This is a genomic window from Erythrobacter donghaensis, assembly GCF_002155425.1.
Classification (GTDB): domain Bacteria; phylum Pseudomonadota; class Alphaproteobacteria; order Sphingomonadales; family Sphingomonadaceae; genus Erythrobacter; species Erythrobacter donghaensis.
Genome location: NZ_MUYG01000004.1, coordinates 1 through 21479, shown reverse-complemented (window position 1 = coordinate 21479; position 21479 = coordinate 1). Strand labels below are relative to the sequence as shown.

Annotated in this window: 24 protein-coding genes; 16 read left to right on the top strand and 8 right to left on the bottom strand. The window is 66.1% G+C overall.

Annotated features, from left to right (window positions below; genetic code table 11):
- The first annotated feature begins 12 nt into the window (after positions 1–12).
- The 7 genes from BZF59_RS00240 to BZF59_RS00210 all read left to right on the top strand — a co-directional run bounded on the left by BZF59_RS00240 (position 13) and on the right by BZF59_RS00210 (position 7467).
- Complete coding sequence (locus BZF59_RS00240) at positions 13–2844, top strand: monovalent cation/H+ antiporter subunit A (RefSeq protein ID WP_086606245.1); 2832 nt, start codon at positions 13–15, stop codon at positions 2842–2844.
- Positions 2844–3248: a Na+/H+ antiporter subunit C gene (locus tag BZF59_RS00235; protein WP_086606244.1), complete on the top strand. Its 405-nt coding sequence runs from the start codon at positions 2844–2846 to the stop codon at positions 3246–3248. The genes BZF59_RS00240 and BZF59_RS00235 overlap by 1 nt, the downstream gene beginning before the upstream one ends.
- On the top strand, positions 3245–4768 hold the full coding sequence (locus BZF59_RS00230) for a monovalent cation/H+ antiporter subunit D (protein WP_086606243.1): 1524 nt from the start codon (positions 3245–3247) through the stop codon (positions 4766–4768). The genes BZF59_RS00235 and BZF59_RS00230 overlap by 4 nt, the downstream gene beginning before the upstream one ends.
- A complete protein-coding gene (locus tag BZF59_RS00225) occupies positions 4765–5250 on the top strand; it encodes a Na+/H+ antiporter subunit E (protein WP_086606242.1) in 486 nt (161 codons plus the stop codon). Before BZF59_RS00230 ends, BZF59_RS00225 begins: the two co-directional genes overlap by 4 nt.
- The gene (locus BZF59_RS00220) at positions 5247–5516 is read left to right on the top strand and encodes a K+/H+ antiporter subunit F (protein ID WP_086606241.1); all 270 of its coding nucleotides are present in this window, start codon (positions 5247–5249) and stop codon (positions 5514–5516) included. Before BZF59_RS00225 ends, BZF59_RS00220 begins: the two co-directional genes overlap by 4 nt.
- Positions 5513–5935, top strand: coding sequence for a Na+/H+ antiporter subunit G (locus BZF59_RS00215; protein WP_086606240.1), 423 nt, complete (start codon positions 5513–5515; stop codon positions 5933–5935). Before BZF59_RS00220 ends, BZF59_RS00215 begins: the two co-directional genes overlap by 4 nt.
- 140 nt (positions 5936–6075) lie before the next feature.
- The gene (locus BZF59_RS00210) at positions 6076–7467 is read left to right on the top strand and encodes a mechanosensitive ion channel domain-containing protein (RefSeq protein ID WP_245805948.1); all 1392 of its coding nucleotides are present in this window, start codon (positions 6076–6078) and stop codon (positions 7465–7467) included.
- A gap of 4 nt (positions 7468–7471) precedes the next feature.
- Here BZF59_RS00210 and BZF59_RS00205 read toward each other — a convergent pair whose 3' ends face one another.
- Positions 7472–7843 carry a response regulator gene (locus BZF59_RS00205; RefSeq protein ID WP_086606238.1) on the bottom strand — a complete coding sequence of 124 codons (372 nt, stop codon included), beginning with the start codon at positions 7841–7843 and terminating at the stop codon, positions 7472–7474.
- A 216-nt stretch (positions 7844–8059) separates the two neighbouring features.
- On the opposite strand from BZF59_RS00205, the gene BZF59_RS00200 reads away from it, so the two are divergent.
- A complete protein-coding gene (locus tag BZF59_RS00200) occupies positions 8060–8836 on the top strand; it encodes a Crp/Fnr family transcriptional regulator (RefSeq protein ID WP_086606237.1) in 777 nt (258 codons plus the stop codon).
- Positions 8837–9013: 177 nt separating this feature from the next.
- Positions 9014–9751, top strand: a complete 738-nt coding sequence (locus BZF59_RS00195; RefSeq protein WP_245805947.1) for a Crp/Fnr family transcriptional regulator — start codon at positions 9014–9016, stop codon at positions 9749–9751.
- 112 nt (positions 9752–9863) lie between these two features.
- Here the strand turns inward: BZF59_RS00195 and BZF59_RS00190 are convergent, their stop codons facing one another.
- The 4 genes from BZF59_RS00190 to BZF59_RS00175 form a co-directional block, all read right to left on the bottom strand.
- A complete protein-coding gene (locus tag BZF59_RS00190) occupies positions 9864–10019 on the bottom strand; it encodes a DUF1328 domain-containing protein (RefSeq protein WP_086606235.1) in 156 nt (51 codons plus the stop codon).
- Between the two features lie 131 nt (positions 10020–10150).
- Positions 10151–11623, bottom strand: a complete 1473-nt coding sequence (locus BZF59_RS00185; RefSeq protein ID WP_086606234.1) for a sensor histidine kinase — start codon at positions 11621–11623, stop codon at positions 10151–10153.
- An 83-nt stretch (positions 11624–11706) separates the two neighbouring features.
- Entirely contained in the window at positions 11707–12732 is a 1026-nt protein-coding gene (locus BZF59_RS00180) for a sensor histidine kinase (RefSeq protein ID WP_086606233.1), read from the bottom strand.
- Between the two features lie 109 nt (positions 12733–12841).
- On the bottom strand, positions 12842–13618 hold the full coding sequence (locus BZF59_RS00175; RefSeq protein WP_086606232.1) for a response regulator: 777 nt from the start codon (positions 13616–13618) through the stop codon (positions 12842–12844).
- 174 nt (positions 13619–13792) lie between these two features.
- On the opposite strand from BZF59_RS00175, the gene BZF59_RS16130 reads away from it, so the two are divergent.
- From BZF59_RS16130 to BZF59_RS00155, 5 genes are all read left to right on the top strand, one after another.
- The gene (locus tag BZF59_RS16130) at positions 13793–13963 is read left to right on the top strand and encodes a NepR family anti-sigma factor (RefSeq protein ID WP_158094219.1); all 171 of its coding nucleotides are present in this window, start codon (positions 13793–13795) and stop codon (positions 13961–13963) included.
- A complete protein-coding gene (locus BZF59_RS00170) occupies positions 13963–14499 on the top strand; it encodes a sigma-70 family RNA polymerase sigma factor (protein WP_086606231.1) in 537 nt (178 codons plus the stop codon). Before BZF59_RS16130 ends, BZF59_RS00170 begins: the two co-directional genes overlap by 1 nt.
- A 336-nt stretch (positions 14500–14835) precedes the next feature.
- Positions 14836–15507, top strand: coding sequence for a ferredoxin reductase domain-containing protein (locus BZF59_RS00165; RefSeq protein ID WP_086606230.1), 672 nt, complete (start codon positions 14836–14838; stop codon positions 15505–15507).
- A gap of 85 nt (positions 15508–15592) precedes the next feature.
- Positions 15593–15898 carry a hypothetical protein gene (locus BZF59_RS00160; protein ID WP_086606229.1) on the top strand — a complete coding sequence of 102 codons (306 nt, stop codon included), beginning with the start codon at positions 15593–15595 and terminating at the stop codon, positions 15896–15898.
- Positions 15899–16026: 128 nt separating this feature from the next.
- The gene (locus tag BZF59_RS00155) at positions 16027–17250 is read left to right on the top strand and encodes a cation:proton antiporter (protein ID WP_086606228.1); all 1224 of its coding nucleotides are present in this window, start codon (positions 16027–16029) and stop codon (positions 17248–17250) included.
- Here BZF59_RS00155 and BZF59_RS15920 read toward each other — a convergent pair.
- The 3 genes from BZF59_RS15920 to BZF59_RS00145 form a co-directional block, all read right to left on the bottom strand.
- On the bottom strand, positions 17185–17553 hold the full coding sequence (locus BZF59_RS15920; RefSeq protein WP_143738033.1) for a hypothetical protein: 369 nt from the start codon (positions 17551–17553) through the stop codon (positions 17185–17187). The two genes, BZF59_RS00155 and BZF59_RS15920, sit on opposite strands and share 66 nt — an antisense overlap.
- A 405-nt stretch (positions 17554–17958) precedes the next feature.
- Complete coding sequence (locus tag BZF59_RS00150) at positions 17959–18843, bottom strand: hypothetical protein (protein ID WP_143738029.1); 885 nt, start codon at positions 18841–18843, stop codon at positions 17959–17961.
- Between the two features lie 102 nt (positions 18844–18945).
- Positions 18946–20193, bottom strand: coding sequence for a S8 family serine peptidase (locus BZF59_RS00145; protein WP_245805943.1), 1248 nt, complete (start codon positions 20191–20193; stop codon positions 18946–18948).
- A 129-nt stretch (positions 20194–20322) separates the two neighbouring features.
- On the opposite strand from BZF59_RS00145, the gene BZF59_RS00140 reads away from it, so the two are divergent.
- Together BZF59_RS00140 and BZF59_RS00135 are read left to right on the top strand one after the other, a co-directional pair.
- A complete protein-coding gene (locus BZF59_RS00140) occupies positions 20323–20766 on the top strand; it encodes an RNA polymerase sigma factor (protein ID WP_245805944.1) in 444 nt (147 codons plus the stop codon).
- Entirely contained in the window at positions 20763–21479 is a 717-nt protein-coding gene (locus tag BZF59_RS00135; protein WP_086606208.1) for a hypothetical protein, read from the top strand. The genes BZF59_RS00140 and BZF59_RS00135 overlap by 4 nt, the downstream gene beginning before the upstream one ends.

Genomic DNA, 21479 nt, shown 5'->3' with positions numbered 1-21479 from the left:
ACCGAACCGCCAATGGCTTATGCCTTGACGCTCTTGACGCTGGTGACGCTCCCCTTCGCTGCGGCGCTTGCGATTGCGGTGCTGCACCAGGCATCGCGCGCCGTCCATTCGGGGATTGCCGCGGGCGCAAGTGCCGCAGGGCTCGTCCTGCTGGCGAGCCTGGCCGGGCCGGTGATCGGCGGTGCAGTGCCTTCCGCAACGTGGCAATGGGTGCCCACTCTCGGCCTCGATCTCACGCTGATGGTCGATCCGCTGGGGCTGATGTTTGCCGGCCTGATCCTGGGCATCGGCCTTGCGGTGGTGATCTTCGGGCATTTCTACCTCTACGCCGGTGAGGCGACGGGGCGGTTCTTCGCCAGTCTGATGCTGTTTCAGGGCGCGATGCTGGGCATCGTGATCGCGGGCAATGTGCTGCTGCTGCTGGTGTTCTGGGAGATGACCAGCCTCGCGTCGTTCCTCCTGATCGGCTTCTGGCAGCACAAGGCGGAAGCCCGGCAAGGCGCGCGCATGGCGCTGGCGGTGACCGGCGGCGGCGGGCTCGCGCTGATCGGGGGCATGGTATTGCTGGGGATAGCGGCCGGAAGCTTCGACCTCGCCACTATCCTGCTTCGGGGCGATATCGTGAAGGACTCGCCGCTCTACCCTGCGATCCTGACGCTGATCCTGCTGGGCTGCTTCACCAAGTCGGCGCAGTTTCCGTTCCACTTCTGGCTCCCGCACGCGATGGCCGCGCCGACCCCGGTGAGCGCCTATCTCCACTCGGCGACGATGGTGAAGGCGGGCGTGTTCCTGCTCGCGCGCCTGTGGCCGGTGCTGGCGGGGACCGAGGCCTATACCCTCACCGTCACCACGGTCGGCCTCGTCACGATGATCTTCGGCGCGGTGGTTGCGCTATTCCGGCACGATCTGAAGAGCATCCTCGCCTATTCCACCATCTCGCAGCTGGGGATGCTGGTGATGCTGCTGGGCTTCAGCCTCGAAGCGGCGGCGCTGGCGGCGGTGCTCCACATTCTCAACCACGCTGCCTTCAAGGCCGCGCTGTTCATGAGCGCCGGGATCGTCGAACATGAGACCGGCACGCGCGACATTCGCCGCCTCGGCGGGCTGGCGAAGGCGATGCCGATCACTGCCGCCGTGGCGACGCTCGCTGCCGCCTCGATGGCCGGCCTGCCGCCGCTGGGCGGATTCATCTCGAAGGAGCTGATGCTCTACCAGACCCCCAAGCTCGCACTGCTCGGTCTCCCGTGGCTGCTGCCGGTGCTTGCTACCGTGGGCGCGACCTTCTCGGTCGGCTATTCGCTGCGGCTGGCCGGGCACCTGTTCTTCGGACAGCCGCGCGAGGCCGAGCCCCATGCGCGCGCGCATGATCCCGGCATCGGCATGTGGGCCGCGCCAGCCTTTCTCACGCTGCTCGCGGTGCTGCTCGGGCTGATCCCGATGCTCCTCGCCGCGCCGCTGGTGGGCGCGGTGACGGGGGTGGTGACCGGCGCGGGCGTACCCGAATTCGACCTGGCGCTGTGGCACGGGGTGAACTTGGCACTGATCCTCAGCCTGATCGCGGTCGCCGGCGGGGCGCTGCTGTTCTGGCAGCACCGCGCGCTGCTGGGTCTGTGGGAGCGCGCCGGTCTGCCCGATGCCAAGCGCATGTTCAAAGCGACCTTCGCCTTTGCCGATACGTGGGTGCGCAAGGCGATCGTCGCCACACACACGCCCTCGCTGCAACGGATGCTGCTGGCAAGTTTCGGCGTGATCGCCTTCCTGATCGTGGACGGTGCGCAGGCTGGCGGCGCGCTGACCGGCACCCGCACGCTCATCCCCGCCTCGCCGCCCGCCATCGCCGCCTGGGTGCTGCTGATCGCAGCGACCGCCGCGGTGGTGAACGATGCGCGCAACCGCCTTCGCGTACTGATCTACATCAGCGTGATCGGGCTCGTCATCAGCCTCGCTTTTGTGCAGTTCTCCGCCCCCGATCTGGCGCTGACGCAGATTTCGGTCGAGGTGGTGACGATCCTGCTGCTGCTGCTGGCGCTGCACCTCTTGCCCAAGAACCCGCCCTACCTCTCCGCCCCCTCGCGCAAGTGGCGCGACGGCGCGCTGGCGACGCTGTGCGGTGTGTTGATCGGCGGGGTGGCCTGGGCGATGCTGACCCGTGATCCGGGGGCGAGCATTTCGGCCTTCCACCTCGCCAATGCCAAATCGGGCGGCGGGGGCACCAATGTCGTCAACGTCACGCTGGTCGATTTCCGCGCCTTCGACACGCTGGGCGAGATCATCGTGCTGGGGATCGCCGGGCTGGGGATCTTCGCGCTGCTCGACAGCGCGGCGACGGGGGCGTCGGGCGCGCGGCTGAGGGCCTGGCGTGCGGACATGCCGCTCTCGCCCGAGCGGCACCCGATGATGCTGGTGATGGCGAGCCGGATCATCCTGCCGCTGACCCTGACCGTGGCGATCTTCCTGTTCCTGCGCGGCCACAACCAGCCGGGCGGCGGCTTCATCGCGGCGCTGGTGGTGGCGGTGGCCTTCCTTGTCCAGTATCTCGCCGCCGGCTTCGACTGGTCGGACGAGCGCCTGCCCTTCGGCGAGCACCAGCTGATCGGCTGGGGCGTGCTGGTGGCGATGGCGACGGGCCTTGGCGCAATGGCGCTGGGATCGCCGTTCCTGACCAGCTGGTTCGACTATTTCAGCCTGCCGCTGATCGGCAAGTTCGAGCTGGCGAGTGCGATGCTGTTCGACACCGGCGTGTTCCTGACCGTTCTGGGCGCGGTGATGCTGGCGCTGGCGCAATTAAGCCACATCTCCCAGCGCGCCGCCCGCGCAGCTCAATCGGGTGAGGGCCGCGCATGATGAGCTACGAATTCCTCGTCGCGAGCGCCATCGGCGTGCTGGTCGCGGCGGGCGTGTTCCTCGCTTTGCGAGCGCGCACCTTTCAGGTGGTGCTGGGGCTGACGCTGATCTCCTACGCGGTGAACCTGTTCCTGTTCGCCAGCGGTCGTCTGGTGATCGGCCGCCCGCCGATCTGGGACAAGGCCGTCAGCAACTATGCCGACCCGCTGCCACAGGCGCTGGTTCTGACCGCGATCGTCATCACCTTCGGCATGACCGCCTTTGTCGTGATCCTCGCCCTGCGCGGTTTTCTCGAAAGCGGCAGCGATCATGTCGATGGCGACACGGTGCCGTGCGATCCGCAGGACGGGATGGCCGCAAAGAACGCTACGGTCGCGCCTGATGTGGAGGACGCGCAGCCGTGACCTTCGCCGATCATCTGATTGTCCTTCCCGTCGCGATCCCGGCGCTGGCCGCGCCCGCCGCGCTGCTGGTAATGCGGCGGCGGCGCGCACTGGGGGTCGCAATCGGCTTTGCCTCGTGCCTGGCCTTGCTGGTCACCGCGCTGGCGGTGATGGCGCAGGTCTCGGGCGGGGCGACACTCGCCTATGCGGTCGGCGCGTGGCCCGCGCCTTTCGGCATCGTGCTGGTGGCAGACCGGCTGGCCGCGATGATGCTGGTGCTCACGTCGTGCCTTGGCCTGATCGCGCTGACCCATGCGGTGATCACCCGCGCGGACCGCAAGGGCTGGCATTTCCACCCGCTGTTCCAGTTCCAGCTGATGGGATTGAACGGCGCCTTCCTGACCGGCGACCTCTTCAACCTCTTCGTGTTCTTCGAGGTGCTGCTGATCGCGTCCTACGGGCTGATGCTTCACGGACAGGGCGCGGCGCGGCTGAAGGCCGGGGTGCAATATGTGGTGGTCAACCTCGTTGGATCGTCGGTGTTCCTGATCGCGCTGGGGATGCTCTATGCGCTCACCGGCACGCTCAACATGGCCGACATGGGCCTGCGCGTGGCCGCTGTCGCCGCAGAAGACCAGGGGATGCTGCGCGTCGCCGCGCTGCTGCTGGTGAGCGTCTTCGCGCTCAAGGCCGCGGTGGTGCCGCTCCACCTGTGGCTGCCGCGCACCTATGCCGTGGCCACGCCCGCAGTGGCGGCGCTGTTTGCGATCATGACCAAGGTTGGGGTCTATTCGATCATCCGCGTGGTGCCGCAGGTGTTTGGCGAAGGCGCCGGGGCCGCAGCCTGGGCGGGCGCGCCATGGCTGCTTCCGGCGGCGTTGCTGAGCGCCTGCGTGGGCTTTGCCGGAGTGTTCGTCGCCCGGACAATGTCCGAACAGGCGGCTTACGGCGTGATCGGATCGGCCGGAACGCTGCTGATCGCGGTGGCAAGCTGGAGCGCGGCGAGCCTTGGCGCGGGCCTCTATTACCTCGCCCACTCGACGCTGGCGGCGGCGGCGCTGTTTCTGGTGGCGGACGTGACGGCGCGGCGGCGCAGGGCCTATGGCGATACCGCCAGCCCCGGCCCGGCCTTTGCCGATCGCAGCGCGGTGGGCCTGATGTTCATGATCGCTGCGATTGCCACCTGCGGCCTGCCGCCGCTGTCGGGCTTTATCGGCAAGCTCTTGATCCTGCGCTCGGTCGCGGCCCTGCCCGACTGGGGCTGGGCGTGGAGCGTTATTCTGGTGACGACGTTCTTCGGCGTGGTCGGCTTTGCGCGGGTCGGCAGCACGGTGTTCTGGAAGGTCCGCGAGGATCGTGAGACACCAGCCGCCCCCGTGACCCGCCGTGCCGATCTCGCCGCCCCCGCGCTGGCGCTGGCGTTGCTCGCCGCGCTTGCCGCCGGGGCTGGCTGGGCGACCGCCTATGCCGATGCCGCCGCAGCGCAGGTGCTTGACCCGGCGCAGAGCGCAGCCGCCGTGCTGACGGAGGCCGCGCCATGAGCCGCCTGTTCCCCCACCCCGGCCTCTCCGCCCTGCTGATCGCGATGTGGGTGGTGATGGTCAACGATGTCAGCTTCGGCACGCTGTTCCTGGCGCTGGTGTTCGGGATCGTGGTGCCGATCTTCACCGCGCCTTGGTGGCCGGGCCGCCCTCACGTGCGCTTCATCCCCGGCCTTGCCTATTGCGGCCTTGTGCTGTGGGATATCGTCGTCGCCAATTTCGAGGTCGCCGCGATCATCCTGTTCAAGCCCAATCGCAAGCTTCGCCCTGCATGGCTGACGATCCCGCTCGAACTCGACACGCCCGAGGCGATCACGGTGTTTGCCGGCACCATCAGCCTGACGCCGGGCACGGTGTCGGCCGATGTCTCGGCCTGCGGGAAATATCTGCTCGTCCATGCGCTCCACGCGACCGATCCGGCGGCGGAGGTCGCCAAGATCAAGGCGCGCTACGAGCGCCGGCTGAAGGAGATTTACGCATGATCGCAGGTGCGCTCGCCTTCGGCTTCGCAGGCCTCGGCATCGCGCTGGCGTTGAACCTGTGGCGCCTGTTCAAGGGGCCGGGCGTGACCGACCGGATCCTCGCGCTCGATACCATGGTGATCAATGTCATCGGGCTGATCGTGCTCGCCGGGATCGCGCGCGGCAGCGAAACCGCCTTCGAGGCCGCGCTGCTGCTGGCGATGGTGGGCTTTGTCGGTACGGTGTCCTACGCCAAGTTCCTGCTGCGGGGGGACATCATCGAATGAGCGATGCACCCTTCCTCGTCGAGCTTCTGGTGAGCGCGCTGATCGTGCTGGGCGCCAGCTTTGCGCTGATCGGCAGCTGGGGGATGGTGCGCCTGCCCTCGCTGATGGAACGGCTGCACGGGCCGACCAAGGCGACCACGCTGGGGCTGGGCGCGATGCTGGTGGCATCAGTGGCGTGGTTCCAGCTGGCCGAGGGCGTGTGGACCACCCACGAAATCCTCGTGTCGGTGTTCCTGTTCGTCACCGCGCCGATCAGCGCGAACATGATCGCCAAGGTCCACCTGCACCGCTTGCGGACCGGCGAGCCGGGTGAAGTGCGCGGCCCCGCCGGCACGCCCGATGCGCCGCCGACCGGCGCGACCTGGGCGACCTACGAAGCCCCCCATGAAGGCACGCCGGGCGATTTCGTCGGCGACTGAGGCAGTTCAATTCCCGAAAGGCTCGGCGCAAGCGGAACATTCATCGCGCCGGGGGCTTGGCCTTTGGTAATATGCAACTGCTCTCGTTCTGTCTGCCTGCCCGCCGTGGCCGCAGGATCGCCGCGCCCCAATCAGGCGCTTTGTCCGATCTCGCCGCGCTTGCGCTACTGATCGCGGCAAGCCTCGCCCCTACTCCCGCCAGCGCCCAGCTCATTCCGGAGAACACAGCCGGCGAAGCCACCGCCGATCCCAAACCGGTGATCGAGGCTGCCGACGCCACACCCACCGATGCCGCCATTGCCGAGCGCCTCAATGGCATCTTTGCCGAAATCGACCCGCTTGCAGGCATCGCGGTAGAGGTCAAATCGGGCGTGGTCACGCTTAGCGGGACGGTGGCGACCAACGCCGATATCGAACGTGCAGAACGTATCGCAGCGCGGGTGGCCGGGGTGGTGACGGTTCAGAACGGGTTGGAGCGTGACCTCGCCGTCGCGGGCAAGATCGACCCGCTGACGACACAGCTGTCCGACAGGTTGGACACCATCAGTGCGGGCCTGCCCCTCTTGGGGCTGGCACTGGCGCTGGTGGCCGGGTTCTGGATTCTGGGCGGCCTGCTGGCGCGGTTTACAGGTTTGTGGCGCGCTATCACACCCAATGCCTTCCTTGCGGAACTGGTCGCTACCGGGGTGCGCGTGGTGTTCGTCATCATCGGGCTGATCCTCGCACTCGACCTGCTCGAGGCGACCGCTTTGCTCGGGGCCATCCTCGGGAGTGCCGGGGTGATCGGCCTCGCCGTCGGTTTTGCGATCCGCGACACGGTCGACAACTACGTCTCCAGCATCATGCTTTCGATCCGGCAGCCCTTTCGCGCCAACGACCATGTCGTGATCGGCGAATTCGAAGGGCACGTCATCCGTCTCACCTCACGCGCCACGATCCTGATGACGCTCGATGGCAACCATCTGCGGGTGCCCAATGCGACCGTGTTCAAATCGGAAATCCTCAATTACACGACCAACCCGCAGCGGCGCTTTTCCTTCGTGCTCGGGATCGATGCCGAGGATGATCCCGCAGCCGCCATCGCCACCGGCCTCGCGCGGCTCAACGAACTGCCCTTCGTGCTAAGCGATCCTGCGGCGACGGCCTTTATCGAAGAGGTCGGCGATTCCAATATCGTGATCCGGTTCCTCGCCTGGATCGACCAGACGCAGACCGCCTTTCCCAAGGCGCGCACCAGTGCGATCGCGGCGACGATGCAGGTGCTTGAGGCCGAAGGATTTGGCCTGCCGGAACCGATTTACCGACTGCGCTTCGATGGTGCGACACCGCTCACGATCGCTTCGGGCAACCAACAGCTAGGTGGCGGCGACGCCACCGCCAAGAGCGCGAAGGCGCAGGCGAAACCGCGCACGCCTTGCGAGGAAATCGATACGAGCGCAGACAGCCATATCGCCCGCAAGGTCGCCGAGGAGCGGGCGCAGGGCGGCGGTGCTGAGGCGGATATTCTCGATGCGGGCCGACCACTCGAATAGGGCTCTAGGCGTCGAGCAGCCTGCGCAGACGCTCTTCAAGCCTTGGCCGGAACACCGGCTTTTCCATGATGCGATCGGGGTGCAGTCCGAGTGCGCCCCGCGCCTGTTCGGGCGTGCCGGTGCAGATGATGTAGGGCGTTCCGTTTTCATCAAGCAGCCGCGCGAGCGGGCTGACCGGCTCGCCCCCGATATCGAAATCGAGCACCGCCCCGTCGATCGGATGCAGCCCCACGACGGTGATGGCATCGCTGAGCGACGTGATCGGGCCGACCACATGGCAGCCCATGCTGGTGAGGACGCTTGCGGTCTGCATCGCAAGGATCAGATGATCCTCGACAACCAGAATGCGCTGTGGGGGGGCAGGGGCTTGTTCCATGGTTGAAGCAAGCGGGGCGCGGAATGATTGTTCCGTTCTTGTAGATACTTACTGACAAATGTTGGATTGGGAACCTGCGTACGACGGGCCCTATCGGGCACGACACACGGTATCCCGATAATGCATCAGCCAGCCATGAACGCGCTTGCGCAGGATGGTGCGTGTGTTGCAAGCTGGCGGCGTGTGCGGGTGCGACACGAACAAGGGGGTGAGCCTATGCAGTCCGATGACATCGCAGCCGAGCTCGCCGCCTACCCCCAGACCGGGCGGTTCCTGATGGGCCGTCTGCGCCACGACATGTCGGCGGACGAGAAGGCGCTACTCGAAACGCTGATCGAAGAGACCGTTACCCTCACCCGCCCGACCCGCATTCTCGAAAAGGGCAAGGTCTACACCCAATCGACCATGCTGATCGACGGCTTCGTGCTGCGCACGCTCGACGGGCCGTTGCAGCGCTACGGGGTGAGTTTCCACGTTCCCGGCGATTTCGTCGATCTGCACTGTTTCGCGCTGCGCCGGCTGGATCACAACATTGATACGATCGGCACGGTGACGCTCGGCCTGGTGCCGCACGACCGGATCGCTTTCGTGATGAAGGAGCATCCGCATCTTGCCCGGCTGTTCTGGTTTTCGACCCTGCTCGATGCGGCAATGCACCGCGAATGGGTGATGAAGCTGGAACAGCTCACCACCGCGCGGCGGATCGCGCATATCTTTGCCGAGGTGTGGCGCAGGCTGGAGATGGTGGGGCTGGGCGATGCGGGCGGCTTTGCCACACCGCTCACTCAGGCGGCGCTGGCCGAGCTGTCAGGCGCGAGCGCGGTTCACGTCAACCGCGCGATGGGCGAGCTGCGCGATTCCGGGATCGCCGAAATGCGCGGCGGCCGCGTCGATATTGCCGACCGGGCACTGCTCGAGGATTTCGGCCGGTTCGAGCCCGATTATCTCTACGGCGAAGGCGCGCTCAGCCTGCGCCGGGACATTTGCACCTGATGCAAGTGCGGCAGCCCGTGCGCTGACTGGCACGGGGCGTGGCACATCGCCGCTTTCGACCGCTTCTTTGTTGTGACTGCAAATTTATTTGCGAGAACCGCAATGAAGTTAACATCCGTCAATAGACGCTCGTTCCACCGCGCACCTATCGCCTTACGGATGGCGAGGGACATTTTGGTGCCGGACAGGCCGCAGCATCCGCTGACCGGCAGCTTTCTGGCGGGACGATTGCGGCATGAAATGGCGCGCGAGGACCTCGATCACCTCGAGGCGATGGCGGGCGACCGCTTCGTTCTGGGGGATCGGGAGACCTTGACGCGCCGCGGCAAGGTGCTGACCCACGCCTGCCTGCTGCGCGAAGGGCTGATGTTTCGCACGATCGCGCGCGGCGAGCGGCGCTCGATCGTCGGCCTGTGCGTTCCGGGCGATTTCGTCGACCTCCAAGGCTTTGCGCTGCGGCGGCTGGATCATGACATCGTTGCGGTCGGCAATGTCGAACTGGTCGAGGTCGATCATGCCGCGATCGGGCACGCCTTCGAAACCCGTCCCACGCTGGCGCGGGCGCTGTGGTTTGCCTCGCTGCTCGATGCCGCCGTGCACCGCCGCTGGATCCAGATGCTCGAACAGCACGATGCCCCGCGCCGGATCGCGCATATCTATTGCGAGCTTCACACCCGTCTGGCCTTCACCAGGCGGGCGGAAGATAGCGTGGTGCGCGCGCCCTTTACCCAGTTCGACCTCGCCGACATGTGCGGCGTCAGCGCTGTTCACGCCAACCGCGCGGTGGCCAAGTTGCGCGAGATCGAGCTGGCCGAAATCCGCCGCGGGACGCTGTATGCCAATGATTGGGACAATCTGAAGCAGTACGCCCAGTTCGATCCGGCCTATCTGTACGGCGCCGATCTGATGTGGTGAGGCGCCTGCCCGGCTGCCTTCTCACCGCTCGCCCCGCACTGCACACAAAAAAGCGGGGCGCCCGCTCGGGCACCCCGCTCTAGCTTGGCAAAAGTCTTGCCTTGCCGGCTCTTTATGCGCGGCGACGCATGAAGCCGAACACGGCCAGCACCAGCGCCACGATGGCGACGATGAAGGCGATGTTGGTGGCTGCGCCGGCGACTCCGCCGAAACCAAGAAGGGCGGCGACGACGGCGATGATCAGAAATGCGATTGCCCAGTTAAACATGGTGCTTCTCCTGTTACGTGTATGAACGAAACAAGAGGATGGCGGGGCAAATGTTCCACCGGCGGTGGCCGGGCCACTCGGACTGACCCTTTCCCGGCACGGCCTGCGGCGCAGGGGCTTCGGAGCGCAATTCAGAGCGCGGTGCGCGGATCGGCCTCGCGCGTGGCTTCGTCTTCGTCAGGGATGGGAAATTCGAATGCCACCCGGAACCTCCCCTCGTCCTCGCGCGTCTCAACCGTGCCGCGCAGCTGGGCGGCAAAGGCCTGGACCAGTTCGGTGCCGACCCCTTCGGAGACGATCTGCGCGAATCTTTCGTCCGCCACCGCGTTTTCGACCGCGAGATGCGCCATGCCGGTGGTCGCGGAAAGATCGACCCTGACATCGCAGCCGCCACCCTCCGACAGGCCGTATTTGACCGCGTTGGTCAGCAATTCGTTTACCATCAGCGCCATCGTGACCGCATAGCGCGACGGCAGCATCACGCGCTGCGTGGTAATCGCAATCCGGGACGTGGCGCCTTCATGATCCACGGTGCGCGCGAAGCTTCGGGCGAAGCGTTCCAGCAGACGACCGGCATCGACCCATTCGACCCCGGTGTCGCCGAACAGCTCGCCATGCACATCGGCGATCGCCATGATCCGGGTCGAGGCCGCCGACAATGTCTGCCTGACCACCGGATCCTGGCTCGCCTGCATCGGGTACGACAGCATCGCCGAGGCAATCGCCAGCGAGTTCTTGATGCGGTGGTTGCTCTCCATCACCAGAGCGGCATTGCGTTCAGACAATTCGCGCAGCTGCTGGCGCGAGTTTTCGAGATCGGTCAGATCGACAAAGGCACCGAACAGTTTGAGAATGCCGTCCTTCGGATCACGCTCCACCCCGGCCCGCACCCGGATATAGCGCAGGCGCGGATCGCCGGGGATCGCCACGCGGTAATCATAGGCAGCATTGGTGCCCGCCCCGCCCGCAAAGGCGCGATCGACCTCCTGATGCACGGCGGGCAGATCTTCGGGCAGGATCCGTGCGAAGAACGGCGCAGCCATGGGCCCGGCCTCATCCGGTTCGAAACCGAACATCGCGTCGATCTCGGCACCGCGCGCAAAGCGGTCGGTGACCGGATTGTACGAAAAGAACGACATGCCGGAAACGGCCTCGGCCGATTGCCGCACAGTCTCCATCAACCGGCGCTGGCGGATCTGGACGGTAATGTCCTCCGACCGCTGCACGATCGCGGCCAGCTTGCCATCCTGCCGGATCGGCCATTGCACCACCGACCAGAACCGATCCTCGAACTCGCCCGACTCGTTGGGCAGATCGTGCTGCAATTCGGGAATGATCACCGGATCGTCGGACTGCTCCATCTGCGCGACCGTATCTTCGATGATCCCCACCGCGTTGGTTTCGTCGCCGCCCGGGCCGGGGGGGAAGGCATCGAACATGTGGCGGCCGATGAGATCCTCCGCTTTTCGTCCGATCATGCGTTCATAGGCCGCGTTGGCATAGAGCAGCGTCAGATCAGGGGCATAGATCAGCATCGGCGAGGGACTCGCGGTGTAAAGCAGGCGACCTGCGTCGATAATGTCGAGAACGCGCTGATCGGCCATCGTGTCGCCCTACAACTCGCACTTGCGCTTGGCGAATCCAATATATGTAACAAATGTTGGCTCGGCCACGACGTCGTGGCCTCTCAGGGCTCGACCGTCGAGAAGGTAAGCACCGCCGTGGTGCCACGTTCGCGCGGGCGCAAGGTGAAGTGCCCGCCCACCCCATGCGCGAGAACCGCGACAAGCTGCGACCCGAGCCCTTCGGCAAAAGCTTCGCCATGCGCGACACCAGCCCCGTCATCCTCGACAATCAGAGCGGCTTCGAGCGCACTGACCCGCCGCAGCGTCACGCGCACCTCGCCGCGCTGCTCGTCGCCATAGGCGTGGCGCGCGGCGTTCGAGACCAGTTCGGACAGGACCACCCCGAGCGAAATCGCGGTGTCGACCGATCCGGTAATCGGATCGCCCTCGAACACAATCCCGCTCAACGCGCGCCGCCCGACATGCTTACGCTGAAGCTCCCGCGCGACCCCGCCGAGATAGGCATCGAGCGCGACCGCACCGACATTGAATGCGGTGTAGAGCCCCTTGTGCACCTGCGCGATGGCCAGCACCCGGTCGGCGAAATCGTCGAGCGCGCGGCGACCGGGGCCGGGCGGCATCATTGCCGATTGCAGATGCGCCACCGACACGACCAGCGCCATGGAATTGGCGATGCGGTGGCGGATTTCGGTGAACAGGGTCTCAGCCCGCTCGCGCATGACGGCGGCGTCGTCGGCGGCCGTCCGGGCCCCGCGGGCCGTCCGGTCGGCAGCGGCAGCACGCAGCAGCACGGTGGCCACCAGCCGCACGAAATCCGGCCCCTCACTCTCCGCGACCCAGTCGCTGGCACCGACCTCGAGCACGTCGGCGGCAGCACCCGGATCGCTATCGGGCAGCAGAACCACCACCGGCGGATCGTCCGCCCGCCACCGCCAGTGCGGCAGCTGCGAGCCGTCCATCAGCACTACGCCCGCATCCGCCACGATCCCTTCGGGCAGGCCGCGATCCAGACCGGGCATAGCGGTGACATCGAACCCCTTCTCGGCCAGCGCCTGCACCAGACCCCGATCCTCGCGGGCGGGATCGGGCAGGTAGAGCAAGCGCAGGTCGAAAGGTCGGATTGTCATGGTTCAACTTGATACGCGGCCGACCGGCTGCGTGTTTCGCAGCCGGGCACGGGCGCGGCGGGCAGGATTGCCCCGGCAAGACGACGCTTCGCGCCGTGCTTGCTCTGGCTCAGACAGGCTCGGGACGGGCGATGGTTTCACGGCTGACCAGCAGCGCCTGAAGCACCGTGGCGGCGACATCGTCGGGATTGAACGGCTTGGCGATCACATAGGCCGGTTCGCGCCGGTCGCCGGTCAGCAGCTTTTCCGGGAAGGCGGTGATGAAGATCACCGGAACCGTCATCTCGGTAAGGATCTGGTCGACCGCGTCGATCCCGCTCGACCCGTCGGCAAGATTGATGTCGGCGAGGATCAGCTCGGGCCGCACATCGCGCGCGGCGGCAATCGCCTCGCTCGCAGTGCGTGCGACTGCGGCGACATCATTGCCCATGCCGATCAGCAGCTGCTTGAGATGCAGCGCGATTACGGCCTCGTCCTCGATCACCATCACCCGCGACGACAGCATCGCGTTGACCGCTTCGCGCGCCTCGGCGATGCGATCGCGCAACTCGTCCTCATCGAGATCGAGGATCACCGCCGTTTCGGCATGGGTGAAGCCTTCGATCGTTGTCAGCAGCAGCGCCTTGCGCGCGGCATGGGGCAGCGCGCCGATCACCGCGGTGGGCAGATCGATCGAGCGCAGCGAGGTGTCTCCCCACAGCTTGTGGAAGACCCGGTAGAGTTCCACGCGCGGCGCGGTGTCCGAGCGTAGTTCTTCGGGTGCGGCGATCAGTACCTGCAGGGTTTCGCGGACGGCGGCATCGCCAGCCTCCTGCGTCCCGGTCAACATGCGCGCGTAGCGGCGCAGAAAGGGCAGTTCACGGGCGATTTCGGATTGGAATGTCATGGTGGCTCTTTACTCCCTGATCCGCCAAGCGGTACTCAGGATAAAAGTTCCACCCGCAGGGAACATTTTTTTGGCGGGGCGCTTGAAAGGCCTGCATCGCATCGACGATGTCAGTCAGGAACAGCCCCAGCAAAGGATGCCGCCCGCGGTCTTTCCGCAGCGCGAGACATTATGATGAAAAAGAAGCTCCCTCCCACTGCCGCCCGCACTGCCGAGATTCCGGCCTTCGATCCGATCGAGGCGGCGCTGCGCGAAATTTTCGACGGGATCGAAAGCGAGCCGGTGCCCGATGATTTCGCGGACCTCGTGGCCAAACTGGGCAAGACCCGGCCGGGCGAAGCGTGATGGAAGCGACCACAACCGACGCCCCGACCGATGACGATTACGAACAGTTTCGCAGCGACATGGTCCGGCTCATCCCCTCGCTACGCGCCTTCGCACGCGGGCTGTGCCGCAACCCCGATCTGGCCGATGACCTGACGCAGGAAGCCATGATGCGGGCCTGGGCCTCGCGCCACACCTTTACGCCGGGCACCAATTTCCGCGCGTGGATGTTCCGCATCCTGCGCAACCACTTTTACGGCGCCGCGAAAAAGCTGCGGCGCGAGACGTCGCTCGACCCCGAAGTCGCTGAGCGCACGCTGGTGCAGGAAGCGACGCAGGAACACGCGCTTCATGTCAATGATGTCGATACGGCCATGGCCCGGCTGCCCGAGCATCAGGCTGAAGTCCTGTGGCTGATCGCCGGGGCAGGCATGAGCTATGAGGACGCAGCCGACATCGTCGGGGTCGGGATTGGCACGATCAAGAGCCGCCTCAACCGGGCCCGTGCGGCGATCAAGTCCATCATCGAAGGCGAGACGGAACGGGTCGCGGTCTGACGCTCGGCATCCTCGCCACACCAAATCATCGCGATCTCACGACACCCGGCGAGGCATCCCTCGCCGGGTGTTTGTTGTAGCGCTTGCGCTCGTCCGACAGCACGAAAAAAGCCCCGCCAGCGCGAAGCGTGGCGGGGCTCAGTCAATCGGGGCGCATCCGGGTCACTTCGGGATGCGTCAGGGGAAAGTGCGCCGAACCGACTTTGTTTCATGGCCAAACGAAAAAATTTTGAAGCGCTGTGCGAGCTCACCGAACCTGCTCCGCGCACATGGGACAGGGCGATGGAACATCCCCCGCGCCCAGCCGGTTGGCCTTCCGAACACAAGGAGTTGCCGATGCCCCACACCCTCAGCCTGCAATCGATCCGCCCGGTGACGCACAACGTCAACGCCCTGACCTTTCCCCGGCCCGAGGGTCTCGATTTCAGCCCCGGACAGGCGACCGAACTCGCGCTCGACCGCGATGGCTGGCGCGACGAGAAGCGGCCCTTCACCTTCGCCTCGCTGCCCGGTTCCTCGCTGCTGGAATTCGTCATCAAGTCCTACCCCGATCACGATGGCGTCACTGCGCGGATCGGGCAGATGACGCCGGGCGACAAGGTCATCATCGGCGATCCGTGGGGCGCGATCGAGGATCGCGGCCCCGGAACGATCATCGCAGGCGGAGCCGGGATCACGCCCTTCATCGCGATCCTGCGCGCGCGGCAGGCCGAAGCGGGCAATCTCGATGGCTACCGCCTGATCTTCACCAACAGCCGCGCCCGCGACATCATCTTGCGCGATGAGTTGGAGGCGATGCCGGGCCTCGCGCTCGATCTGCTGCTGACCGAAGAACCTGCGCCGGGCGCCGAGCACACGCGGCTTGATGGCGACTATCTCGACCGGGCTGTCACCGATTTCAGCGGGCTGTTCTACCTGTGTGGCCCGCCGCCAATGGAAGACGCGGTCGCAACCGCCCTTCACGCGCGCGGTGTCACCACCGACCGGTTGATCCGCGAGGAGAGCTGACCGTAACCGCGCGTCACTGGGTGATGGAACATTCCCTCGGCGGTGCAATTCATCCCGCACACGCCCCCCAAGGGAGGATCGAAACATGACCGAAGAACGCATTACCGAAACGACCGACAGCCTCGGACGCACGCATACCACCCACACCATCACCCATGGCGAACCCGCCAGCAGCGCCGGCGGCGGCGCGCGCTGGGCGCTGGTGGTTCTCGCACTGGTCGCACTTGTTGCCGGTATCTTCATGATCAGCCAGATGGCCAACGCCGAAGCCGCCAAGGATACCGCCATTGCCGAAGCGGCGGGCGACGTCGGCGAAGCGGCGGGCCAGATCGGCGATGCCGCATCCGAGGCCGGAGCGGCGGTCGAAGACGCTGTGACTAAGCCTGAATAACTCTCCCCCTTCGCACGCCGCTCTCCCCCTCGCTCTACAGGCGTGCGAACTCCCGACGGCGGCCCGAATGCGAAAGCGCTCGGGTCGCCGTTTTGCTTTCAACGTCGGAAAGTGCTCCAGCTGAACCGATGACCTTCGACCTCACCCCATATCACATCGCGCTGGCCGGGATCGGAGCGGCGATCATCCTGGCCTTCTGGCTGCCGCGCTTCGTTGGCGGCCGCGAGCCGACCGCGTCTGCGTTGCTGGTGGTGCTCGGCGCGGCGGTGCTCGGGCTGGTGCCGGGGATGCCCGCCGTCTTCAATCCCGTGACCAACGCGCCCGAGTGGTCGGTGGTGGCGGAAATCGCGGTGATTGTGGCGCTGTTCGGAACGGGCCTCAGGATCGACAATATCGCCAGTTTTGCGCGCTGGACCCCGGCGCTGCGGCTGGTGTTGATCGCGATGCCGCTGACGATTGCAGCGATTGCCGGATTGGGGTTGTGGGCGGGGCTGCCGCTGGCAACTGCCGTGCTGCTGGGCGCGGCCTTCGCGCCGACCGATCCGGTGTTGGCGGGCGACTTGCAGGTCGGCCCGCCGCGCGAGGGCGGAGAACACCCCTTGCGCTTTGCCCTCACCACCGAGGCCGGGCTTAACGACGGGCTGGCCTTTCCCTTCGTCTATGCTGCGATCCTGCTCGCCGCCGGAACGCTCGATTGGGGCGCGTGGGCGGGGTTTTACGTCGTCTGGAAAATCCTAGTCGGTCTGGGCTGCGGAGCAGCGGCGGGCTGGCTGCTGGGCAAGGGCTTTTTCACCGTGCCGCACGGCCACACCCTCGCAGACGCCAATGCCGGCGTGGTCGCGCTGGCGGCGATCCTGGCGACCTATGGCCTGACCGAACTCGCCGAGGGCTACGGCTTCCTCGCGGTGTTCGTGATGGGCCTGCTGCTGCGCCGCGAGGAGGCGGAGCACAGCTTCCACACCTCGCTCCACAGCTTCAGCGAAACGATCGAACATGCACTGACCGCGATGCTCCTTGTCGCGATCGGCGCGAGCCTGCCGCAGCTGTGGCCATGGCTCGACTGGCGGATCGCGGTGCTGATCGCCCTGAGCCTGATCGTGGTGCGTCCGGTGGTCGCATGGCTGTCGCTCGCAGGCGGAACGCTAGGCGGAACGCACCGGGCTGCGGTGTCGTTCTACGGCGTGCGCGGGATCGGCACGGTGTTCTATGTCGCCTACGCCGCGAGCGAGGCAAGCTTCGGCAGCATCGAACGGCTCTGGGCCGCCGTCGCCTTCGGCATCTTCGCCTCAACCATCATCCACGGCCTGACCGCCGGATGGGTGATGCAGCGGATCACGGGGGAAGACGGCTGAGGCAGCGGCGTGCAACGGCTCGAAAGGGAATGGAGCGGGTAGCGGGAAGCCAAAAGTTGGCATATTTAATTGATGTTTCCAACCAATTTTCCACGGTAAAATTTTTCTGGCCCCCAACCGACACCCCAAATTTCCTGGATGCTTGTGGAAAACCTGGGACAGTCCGGTTCGAACTTGAAGTTGGGAATCGTCAATCAGATCCGGATGACTGGCCTTGGCAAAGTTTGACGGAATTTCAGTGGCATAACGTCCAATTAATCGGATCCGATTGACCAGTCGGATTTGATTGAGAAGCTGCCACATGCAGTTCTTGCCTATTTTATAAGTGAATTCAGGGCAATAGAGCAGCGATTAGTCGCGTACGGTGTGCCTATGTTTCGGGCTTTTTAGCTAGAGCCCAGCCCCCCACTCGACGAGGAAATCGAAGCCTGAAAGCGTTGCCCCCGGGATCGCCGCGCGCAGTGGACCAGCAGGTCTCAATTGCCCGTTCTGGGACCTAGCCGTCGTTTATGAGCGCCGTGTCGAACGACAGACTTCACCGGAAGCCGACATCAAGGGTTTAAGTGCGGCCCTGGTGTAACGGCACCTCAGACGGCGCGGTGTAGTTGCAGCTTATCCAAAAAAGGAAAGGCGGCCACAGGATGTGACCGCCCTCAGTTGTCAGTCCGCCGCTCATCGGGAAAACGCGGCGGAGCGGGGGCAGGTCTATTATTCGCCCGTAGCGTCCGTGGCCGGGGCAGGCTGAGCGCCTTCAGCGACAGCACTGCCGCTGGCGTTGCCAGCCACCAGCGCGTTCCCCGAGGCGCTGAACATGCCGGCAGGCAGCGTGCGGGTAACCTTGCCCTGCTTGACCACGACCTGCTCGATTTCGCCGCGACCGTTGGCGACAACCTGGCGCACCTTGCCGAGCGAGGCGCCTTCCGACGTCATCACCGGCATGCCGGGAGCGACGGTGGCCGCGCCCTCGCCAGCGGCAGCAGCCGAGCCAGCCACCGCAAGCAGCGGGTTGGTGAGCGAAGCCGCGCCATTGCCTTCAGCCGAACCGCCCCCGTTGCCGCTGATCATGCCCGCACCCGGCAGGGTAGACATGCCGGGCATGGGCGCCGCAGCGACTGCATCGCTTGCGGCTCCGGTGGCGGTTCCCGCTGCATTGGTGGCAAGGCCGCGCGCTTCGCCAGCCGCAGGTGCCAGCGCGCCCGTCACTGCATCGGTGCCGATCAGCTGGGCATTGGCAGAGCCTTGTCCGCTCGCCGAACCGGTTCCGTTCGCGCTCGCCATCCCGGTCATCGGCGGAACGACGAGGTCGGCAAGGCTGGCGGTGGAGCCGGTGAGCGAACCGCCTGCGCTGCGCTCGGCCGAGACCGTGCCGCGCCGCGCGTCAACCGACTGGCTGCCACGGGTCGTGCCTTCGCCGCGCACAGTGCCGTCGACCGCGCCGCGCACGCTGCGAGTGGAAGTGTCGAGCGTTCCACCGACGGTACCACCAATGGTGCCGCCGAGGCCCCCGCCAAGACCGCCGCCGCCCAGCAGCTGCGCATTTGCGGTAGCGGGAAGGAGCGCAAGAACGCTTGCGGCCAGAATGAGCTTCTTCATGTCCATATCCTTTCGTCAGTTACAGCGAGCCGGTGTGTTCGCTCGCTCGAAAGGAAAACGGACGGGCCGCGAGGTTTAATTCACGCGGATGGAAAATTTATCTCATTTCTTGCCGCAGCCGCCGCAAAGCAGACCGCGGCCGAACACCTTGTCTGCGCCCTTGGCGCCAAGGTCGCGCGCTTCTGTGTCGAGCGCGGCGCGCCAGCGCTGGCCATTCGAGAGAGCGGCGGCCACCCGTGCGGCAGCCAGCGGCGTGGCGAAGCTGGTGCCACGCCACAGCTTGCTCCGTCCCTTCGCGTCGAACGCATACACGTCCGCCCCTGGAGCAGCATAGTCGAGATGCAGCGCCCGTCCGGCCTCGATCAGCGCGCGTCCCTTTCGGTCTGCGCCGGTGATCGCCAGCACGCCGTCGTAGGAGGCGGGATAGGCGGCCGGCGCGGCGGGGCCATCATTGCCGACCGCTGCGACGATGATGATGCCACGCTCGCGCGCCGCCTTGATGGCGCGTTCAACCAGCGGATTGCGGGGGCCGACGAGACTGATCGTCACCACCTTGCAGCCGCTGGCAGAGAGCCAGCCGAGCGCCTTTGAAATTGCCAGCGCATTGCCGCCTGCGGGTTCCTGCCCATAGACATCCGCCACCCGGATGGTCCGCACCCCGGTCGCCCGCAGAAGGCTCGCCACCGCGCTCCCGTGGTCCGAGGCCGTTGGCGCACCCTCGGCAAATCCCTTGATCGCGGCAACCGGCACGGCATTGCCCGGTGCGCCATCGATGATGCCGATGGGGACGGTGATCGGCGCGGCCTGAGCGGCGGCAAGCGACACCGCGAGCGGGGCCGAGGTAGAAGCCGCAACAACCGTTCCGGCGGCGAAGTGCAGATTGTCCGCGCCCAGTTCCAGCTCCGGCACGATGGCGGCGGCGCGCGCCTGTGCCTGTGCGAGCGACTGGCCCGACTGTATCCCGAGCCGCGTGACCGCGATGTCCAATCCCTCGATCCGCTCACGGCCGAGCACACGAAATCCCGCCGCTTCCAGCTGTGCGATCTGGGCAGCGCTGGCCTCGATCGCGAGCAATTCGCCCCGCCGGGCGAGCTCCCCGCGCACATCGCGCTCGATCACGTCGCTGTTCTGGCGCAGCAGCCGCGCCAGCGTCTGATCGCGGACCCGCAGCAGGCGCCGCGCCTCGCGCGCGGTCAGGCGGTCGGCGGTCTCAAGCGTGTCGTCCACCGTGCCCGTGACATTGCCGACAATCCCGCCCACGCCAGGCACGCGCGGCAATTGCAGCTGCGCGGCGAGCGGTGCGGCGGCTAGCGCCATCGCGGCAAGAATGGTGGGCAGAAGCGGACGCATCTCTATTTCCTTCGATCATTTCATCTTAAGCATGGATGAAACGAACGCCGCCATCCGTTTCATCCTTCAGAAAGGCACAAAACGCTGTCCAGAAGCTTCGAACAGCAAGCTCTTGAGCTGCTGCCGCGGTTGCGGCGGTTCGCGATCGGTCTTGCCGGTTCGGCTGCCGATGGCGACGACCTGTGCCAGATGACCATAGAGCGCGCTCTGTCCCGCCGCGACCAGTGGCAGGAAGGAACGCGGCTCGACAGCTGGATGTACAGGATCATGCGCAATATCTTCATCGATGAGCGACGGGCGAGCACGCGACGCGGCGAGACCTTCGTCGACGAGGAAGCCGGTCTTGGAGTGGGTGCCGATGGCGGGCAGGAGGCTGGGGTCGAGCTGGCGCTGGTCGACCGGGCAATGGCACGCCTGCCCGCCGATCAGCGCGAGGCGGTGCTGCTGGTGATGGTCGAGGGCTATTCCTACAAGGAAGCCGCCGCGATCGTAGGCTGTCCGGTCGGCACACTCAATTCGCGGCTCGTGCGCGGGCGCGACGCGCTGATGGCGCTGTTGGAGGTGAACGAATGAACATCACCGATGACATTCTTGCCGCCTATGCCGACGGCGAGCTGGACGAGGTCGAGGGCGCGCGCGTCGCGGCGGCGGTCGCGGCCGATCCGGCGCTGGTCGCCAGGATCGCGGCGCACCGTGCTCTCAAGGAACGGCTTGCAGCCCACTACGCGCCGATTGCCGAACAGGCCGTCCCGCCGCATCTCGCCGCGCTGCTTTCCGGCGGGCAGAACAAGGACAAAGCGGATGGCGGCGACGTGATCAGCTTTGCAGCCGCACGCCAGAAGCGCGGCCTCGTGCCGGTGCTGCGGCGCTGGGGGCCGATCGCGGGGCCTGCGCTGGCGGCCTCGCTGGTCTTGGCGGTGCTGCAACCATGGAACGGCGCGAGCCCCGAAGGCTATGCCGAACCGGCGCTCGCCGCTGCACTCGACAGCCAGCTGGTCGCCACCCAGCCCACCGATGCTGAGACCCGCATCCTGCTCAGCTTCGAACGCGACGGCGGCGGGTTGTGCCGCGCGTGGCGGGGCGGCAGCGAGGGAGGGATCGCCTGCCGCGACGACACCGGCTGGAAGATAGAACAGCAATTCGCGCTGGGCGAAAGTGCCGGGGGGCAGTTCCGCCAGGCCGGAAGCGAGGCCGATCTGCTCGCCGCCGCACAGGATATGGCCGCAGGCGGCGCGCTCGACGCCGAAGCAGAAAAGGCCGCAAGCGAACGCGGCTGGAAGCCCTGA

Excerpts from the sequence above, each read along its gene's own strand:
- BZF59_RS15920 (WP_143738033.1), bottom strand. The coding sequence starts at position 17,553 with ATGTGGCAGCTTCTCAATCAAATCCGACTGGTCAATCGGATCCGATTA.
- BZF59_RS00235 (WP_086606244.1), top strand. The coding sequence starts at position 2,844 with ATGAGCTACGAATTCCTCGTCGCGAGCGCCATCGGCGTGCTGGTCGCG.
- BZF59_RS00205 (WP_086606238.1), bottom strand. The coding sequence starts at position 7,843 with ATGGAACAAGCCCCTGCCCCCCCACAGCGCATTCTGGTTGTCGAGGAT.
- BZF59_RS00215 (WP_086606240.1), top strand. The coding sequence starts at position 5,513 with ATGAGCGATGCACCCTTCCTCGTCGAGCTTCTGGTGAGCGCGCTGATC.
- BZF59_RS00185 (WP_086606234.1), bottom strand. The coding sequence starts at position 11,623 with ATGGCCGATCAGCGCGTTCTCGACATTATCGACGCAGGTCGCCTGCTT.
- BZF59_RS16130 (WP_158094219.1), top strand. The coding sequence starts at position 13,793 with ATGAAAAAGAAGCTCCCTCCCACTGCCGCCCGCACTGCCGAGATTCCG.
- BZF59_RS00190 (WP_086606235.1), bottom strand. The coding sequence starts at position 10,019 with ATGTTTAACTGGGCAATCGCATTTCTGATCATCGCCGTCGTCGCCGCC.
- BZF59_RS00220 (WP_086606241.1), top strand. The coding sequence starts at position 5,247 with ATGATCGCAGGTGCGCTCGCCTTCGGCTTCGCAGGCCTCGGCATCGCG.
- BZF59_RS00180 (WP_086606233.1), bottom strand. The coding sequence starts at position 12,732 with ATGACAATCCGACCTTTCGACCTGCGCTTGCTCTACCTGCCCGATCCC.
- BZF59_RS00150 (WP_143738029.1), bottom strand. The coding sequence starts at position 18,843 with ATGAAGAAGCTCATTCTGGCCGCAAGCGTTCTTGCGCTCCTTCCCGCT.
- BZF59_RS00160 (WP_086606229.1), top strand. The coding sequence starts at position 15,593 with ATGACCGAAGAACGCATTACCGAAACGACCGACAGCCTCGGACGCACG.
- BZF59_RS00165 (WP_086606230.1), top strand. The coding sequence starts at position 14,836 with ATGCCCCACACCCTCAGCCTGCAATCGATCCGCCCGGTGACGCACAAC.
- BZF59_RS00145 (WP_245805943.1), bottom strand. The coding sequence starts at position 20,193 with ATGCGTCCGCTTCTGCCCACCATTCTTGCCGCGATGGCGCTAGCCGCC.
- BZF59_RS00175 (WP_086606232.1), bottom strand. The coding sequence starts at position 13,618 with ATGACATTCCAATCCGAAATCGCCCGTGAACTGCCCTTTCTGCGCCGC.
- BZF59_RS00135 (WP_086606208.1), top strand. The coding sequence starts at position 20,763 with ATGAACATCACCGATGACATTCTTGCCGCCTATGCCGACGGCGAGCTG.
- BZF59_RS00170 (WP_086606231.1), top strand. The coding sequence starts at position 13,963 with ATGGAAGCGACCACAACCGACGCCCCGACCGATGACGATTACGAACAG.
- BZF59_RS00225 (WP_086606242.1), top strand. The coding sequence starts at position 4,765 with ATGAGCCGCCTGTTCCCCCACCCCGGCCTCTCCGCCCTGCTGATCGCG.
- BZF59_RS00240 (WP_086606245.1), top strand. The coding sequence starts at position 13 with ATGGCTTATGCCTTGACGCTCTTGACGCTGGTGACGCTCCCCTTCGCT.
- BZF59_RS00200 (WP_086606237.1), top strand. The coding sequence starts at position 8,060 with ATGCAGTCCGATGACATCGCAGCCGAGCTCGCCGCCTACCCCCAGACC.
- BZF59_RS00155 (WP_086606228.1), top strand. The coding sequence starts at position 16,027 with ATGACCTTCGACCTCACCCCATATCACATCGCGCTGGCCGGGATCGGA.